The sequence below is a fragment of the Pseudomonas sp. 51_B genome, from assembly GCF_017491595.1.
Lineage (GTDB): Bacteria > Pseudomonadota > Gammaproteobacteria > Pseudomonadales > Pseudomonadaceae > Aquipseudomonas > Aquipseudomonas promysalinigenes.
In genome coordinates, this window is the sequence record NZ_JAFGYW010000413.1 from 1 (window position 1) to 444 (window position 444).

General features: G+C 48.9%; 1 protein-coding gene. It reads left to right on the forward strand.

What is annotated here, in order from left to right:
* Nucleotides 1-444 (forward strand): porin (locus tag J5M56_RS25495; RefSeq protein WP_207938123.1); only part of this gene is annotated, 444 nt, incomplete at both ends.

Genomic DNA, 444 nt, shown 5'->3' on the forward strand with positions numbered 1-444 from the left:
GTACTAACGAGCAGGTTAACGCAGGTAAAGCTGGCGGAAACGTTGCTGGCGGTGATACCGCTGACGCATGGACTACCGGCCTGAAATACGATGCCAACAACATCTATCTGGCAACCATGTACTCCGAAACCCGTAACATGACTCCGTACGGCGACAGCGGCGTGGCGAACAAAACTCAGAACTTCGAAGTCACTGCACAGTACCAGTTCGATTTCGGTCTGCGTCCGGCTGTGTCTTTCCTGATGTCTAAAGGTAAAGACCTGAACGCTACCGACGGTGACAAAGACCTGGTTAAATATGCTGATATCGGCGCTACCTACTACTTCAACAAAAACATGTCCACCTATGTTGATTACAAAATCAACCTGCTGGACGAAGACGACAGCTTCTACACTCGTAACAACATCTCTACTGATGACGTAGTTGCATTAGGTCTGGTTTACC